The sequence below is a fragment of the Kitasatospora sp. NEAU-CNBT7 genome (genome assembly GCF_057220535.1).
On the sequence record NZ_JBXQQB010000097.1, the window covers coordinates 1 to 4,216 of the forward strand.

At 67.0% G+C, this 4,216-nt stretch carries 3 protein-coding genes; 2 read left to right on the forward strand and 1 reads right to left on the reverse strand.

Going from position 1 to position 4,216, the window contains the following annotated elements; genetic code table 11:
* Positions 1–2,024: 2,024 nt before the first annotated feature.
* Positions 2,025–2,321, forward strand: coding sequence for a hypothetical protein (locus tag AC2TEW_RS38400; protein ID WP_484627794.1), 297 nt, complete (start codon positions 2,025–2,027; stop codon positions 2,319–2,321).
* Between the two features lie 32 nt (positions 2,322–2,353).
* Here the strand turns inward: AC2TEW_RS38400 and AC2TEW_RS38405 are convergent, their stop codons facing one another.
* Positions 2,354–2,830 (reverse strand): transglycosylase SLT domain-containing protein, encoded by a 477-nt coding sequence (locus AC2TEW_RS38405; RefSeq protein ID WP_484627795.1) that lies wholly within the window; start codon positions 2,828–2,830, stop codon positions 2,354–2,356.
* 640 nt (positions 2,831–3,470) lie between these two features.
* Between AC2TEW_RS38405 and AC2TEW_RS38410 the strand changes: the two genes are divergently transcribed.
* Positions 3,471–4,216, forward strand: a 746-nt coding sequence (locus AC2TEW_RS38410) for an ISAs1 family transposase (protein ID WP_484627796.1), incomplete at its 3' end; no start/stop codon positions are given.

Here is a 4,216-nt window from a genome sequence, read left to right on the forward strand (position 1 = left end):
GCAGGCCATGGCACACAGCGCAACCAGCAGCACCGCGCGCAGCGGATGCCGGCGCCCCCGGGCCTTCCGCGGATCGCGCAGGGCGCCAACCAGCTCCGGGAAACCGTGCGCGCCCGACACACCGGCACCACACTCCGAGCAGGGACAGGACATGGCAGACTGGCGCACCGAAGCTCCGTTGCTGGTGGACGACTCGCGAGGTCATCAACCACAACGGAGCTTCATCTGCTTCGGACACCCATGCTGACCAGGAACGATGCAAGATCAACTAACTCAGCATCAGCCCTGGCCTGCTGGCTGCCATGCCGACCAGCCGGGGAGCACAGTGTCGGCGCCGTGCCCGTTCCGCCGATCCGTGGGGCCCGTTGCGCCGCAGGCCCTGGCCCCCTTGGTGGAAGGTCGTGTCCCACGTGGTGGTGGAATCTCCGTACTCTGACCTCGCGTCGGAGCAAGGTGCCTGGGGCGAGGTTCGCGGAGTGGCCCGCCCGCACCCTCCCCGCAGGTCGCGGCGAGGGTGCCGGCCATCAGCCGAGGGCCGGACGGCGGCCGCCGGGCCGCTGACCAGGCCCTACTCCAAGATCGCTGCTACACCACTCGGCAGGACACCACCTGGTGGAACGGCAGCTCCGGGAAACCTTCCGATATCCGGATGTCAAACGTCCTGATGTCAAACGTCCTGCCGGTAGGTTCCGGTAGTGCCTGCGCCCCGTACCGGGCGGCAGATGAACGCTGCCGCCCGGTACGCGAGCACAGTGTCGGGTAGCGGGTCGGGAGCGGGGCCGCCGTTCGGCCCGAGAAAATCCACGCACACCCATCGTCCGAAGATGGAGCCAGGAATGCCAGTCGACGAACCCACCATCGTGCTCTTCAAGAAAGTTCTGGGAGATCGGACGGACGAATCGGTGGTTCGTCTTCGGCAGACTCTCGCCGGCTGGTGGCCGACTTCCCGGATACCGGCGACGGATGGCTGGCGGAGGACGACCTCCGGCTGCAGAGCTGGATCTCGCGGCTGTACGAGCACCTGTTGTTCGACGAGACGACCCTGAACCGGTTGCGGGACCTCGCGGAGTGGCGGGCCGATGAGGATTTCGCGCTGGAGTTCTCGGCTCTGATGGCACTCTGGCAGGACTCTGCGGAACGCTACGGGACCAGTGCATACCGGCACCGCCCGCAACATCCCTCCGCTCCGGACACACGAACCGCCCGGCCAGGCGGCACCAGGGCCCACGGTTCCCTCCGCCTGACTCATCGGGCACGGGGGAATATCCGACCGGGACGGCATCACTTTCATCCCCAGGGGCATGAAGCTCCATTTCTACAGCGACAGGTCGGAGAAGCTGAGTTTCACCAACAGCCTCATCGCCCTGACAAGGCCGCCCGGGTACCGAACTACAGGTTCTCCCCCGAGAAGTCCGACCGCGATGTCGCAAAATATATGCAGGCAGCCCCGGACGGACAGCCAACGATATTCGTCGGACAGCCTCCGCCGCGGAACACCGGTAGAGACAAGCTGTGCACGTCGTTCGATAGATGCGCCAAGATTTGCAGGCATCGCTGCGACGGAATCCTGGGGCGGCTTTCCCATATTTCCGAGCTACATATCCTAGCCTGCCGAGGGCGCGTCGGGGAAAATTCTCGCATGACTCCCGCACTGGCCGGAGAGAAACCTTCGGAGACGACCCTGAGGGAGAAATATAGAAATAGATCACTGGAGCTTTTCGAGCTGCACCGGAATTACGGCGGCGCACTTGTATCGGCGGTAGAGAAACTCCCCCAGAATGAGCAGGCACTCTACCTGGAGGCAATCTCCAGGCTTGCGTCGGCGACCTACTGCGAGACCATGAAGAGGTTTGCTGCACAGGTCGGTGAAATTGTCTTCTACGGACATGTCCTGGACTTGCCCGCGCGAGAGCTGGAGTACGTACGGTCGAGCCGTACACTGCAGCGTCTGCTGGCCTCGGCCCGGACCAGGGTGGATGCCATTGCCTCCTCCGGGATCGACGAGCGGGACGCTGTGGGGGCGGTTGAGCGACACCGAACGACGGGTCGCTTCACGTCTGCACCCCGCCCTTCTCGTCTGGAGCGAGCACCGCGTGGCGATCCAGGCCCTCTTCGTGGCCGCTGCGGAGGAGATCCGGAAGGAGAACAGAAGGGCGCTTCGTGCGCCCGGGTCCGGCGCCGGGGTGGAGTACATCGGGTCCGGCTCCGTCGTTTTGATCGGCCAAGGGCACCACCCGGAACTCTATGAGGCGATGAACCTCTTCCCCTGCAGGGCCGGTGTCATCAGGCCCCGGAGGAAGCATGTACGGGGAACCCGCTGAGGACATGGCCCGTGTGCCGGGCACCGGCAGTGTCAGTAGCCGCGCCAGCACGATCCCATGCAGCGGGCTGCCGCCATGTTGTTCATGCCGCCGTACACCGCGTCACAGTAACGGGAGCTTGCGACCAGGCTGTCGACCGGGTTGTCGATGTCGGTGTACCCGGGCAGGCAGAATTTCTTGAAAGTCGGCTCGATCATCTGGGTCAGACCGATGGACGGCGTGCCGGCCATCGCGTTGGAGTCCCAGCGGTTGACCGCTGCCGGCCTGCCCGCGGACTCGGACATCGCGGTGGCGCGCATCGCCGCCGCGGAAGGGACCTGATCGTGGTGGGCACCGAGAACGGCCTGCGCCTCGCTGATCCAACCGCTGAGATCGTTGGGCCAGTAGGCCGCGACAGGCCGGGGGGCCGCCGCAACGGGCGCCGACACACGGCCGGCCACCGCTGCGGGCACGGCTACGGACGGCGGCATGACCCGATGCCGGCCCGCGACCGAGGCGGAGGTCGCCACGTGCGCGGACCGCGAGGTACGTGTCGTGTCGTGCGCAGAGGCCGCCTGGGCGACCGGTACGCCGACACCCATTACCATCGCCCCTACGAGGCCGACACCGAGAACGTAATCCGGGAGCCGCCGACCGCGACCACCACCATTGGATATATCCGTTGACCGCGTAAGGAAACGCATTCTCCACCTGCCTCAGAAATGATTGCCTGATTTCATGCCCGAACGGGCAGTCCCGAATCCCTACCGAGGCTATCCGGGCGCTTCCCGGTGGACGGATCGTCCGATCGGCGGGCCGATCGGAGGACATCGATCCATCCGGCCGCTGACAACCCGGGAGTCCTCCTGCCGCCGGCACCGCCGCACCCTCGCCGTGTGCTGCTCACCGGCCGGGCAGGGCTGATGCAAAGTTAGTTGATCTTGCATCGTTCCTGGTCAGCATGGGTGTCCGAAGCAGATGAAGCTCCGTTGTGGTTGATGACCTCGCGAGTCGTCCACCAGCAACGGAGCTTCGGTGCGCCAGTCTGCCATGTCCTGTCCCTGCTCGGAGTGTGGTGCCGGTGTGTCGGGCGCGCACGGTTTCCCGGAGCTGGTTGGCGCCCTGCGCGATCCGCGGAAGGCCCGGGGGCGCCGGCATCCGCTGCGCGCGGTGCTGCTGGTTGCGCTGTGTGCCATGGCCTGCGGGTTCGGCTCGTTCCGGGCGATGGGACAGTGGGCGGCCGCGGCTCCGCAGGAGACGCTGGTACGGCTGGGCCTGCCGGCGCGCGGAGCGTTCGCGCTCGCGGCGCCGCCGAGCGCGTCCACCATCGGGCGGGTGGTCGCGGCGGTGCTGCCCGGCGGCTTGGAGTCGCTGCTGCGGGCCTTCCGGGAGAAGGCGGTGACGGTGGCCGTGGACGGAAAACGTCTGCGCGGATCGCGCGGCGGTGCGGCCGCCGCGGTGACCGTGCTGGGGGCGATGCTGCAGGACGGGACGCTGGTCGCGCAGCAGCGGGTCCCGGAGGGGACGAACGAGATCACCGGGTTCGCCGCCCTGCTCGCGGCCCTCGATCTGAGGGGTGCGGTGGTCACCGCGGACGCCTTGCACACTCAGCGTGAGTACGCGCGGGTACTGGTCGAGGAGTTCGGCGCCCACTACGTCTTCGTCGTCAAGCGCAATCAGCCCGACCTGTGGCAGGCGTGCCGGGCGGTGCCCTGGGACCGGGTGCGGTCGGCCTCACGTTCCACCGTCCGCGGCCACGGCAGAGTGGAGACCAGGATCATCGAGGCCGTGACCTGGGATGATCTGGACTTCCCGCACCTGCGGCAGGTCGCGCGCGTCACCCGGTACCGCACCGTTCGTGCGAGTGGGAAGCGGTCCCGGGAGCGCGTGTACGTGATCACCGATCTCACCTCGCG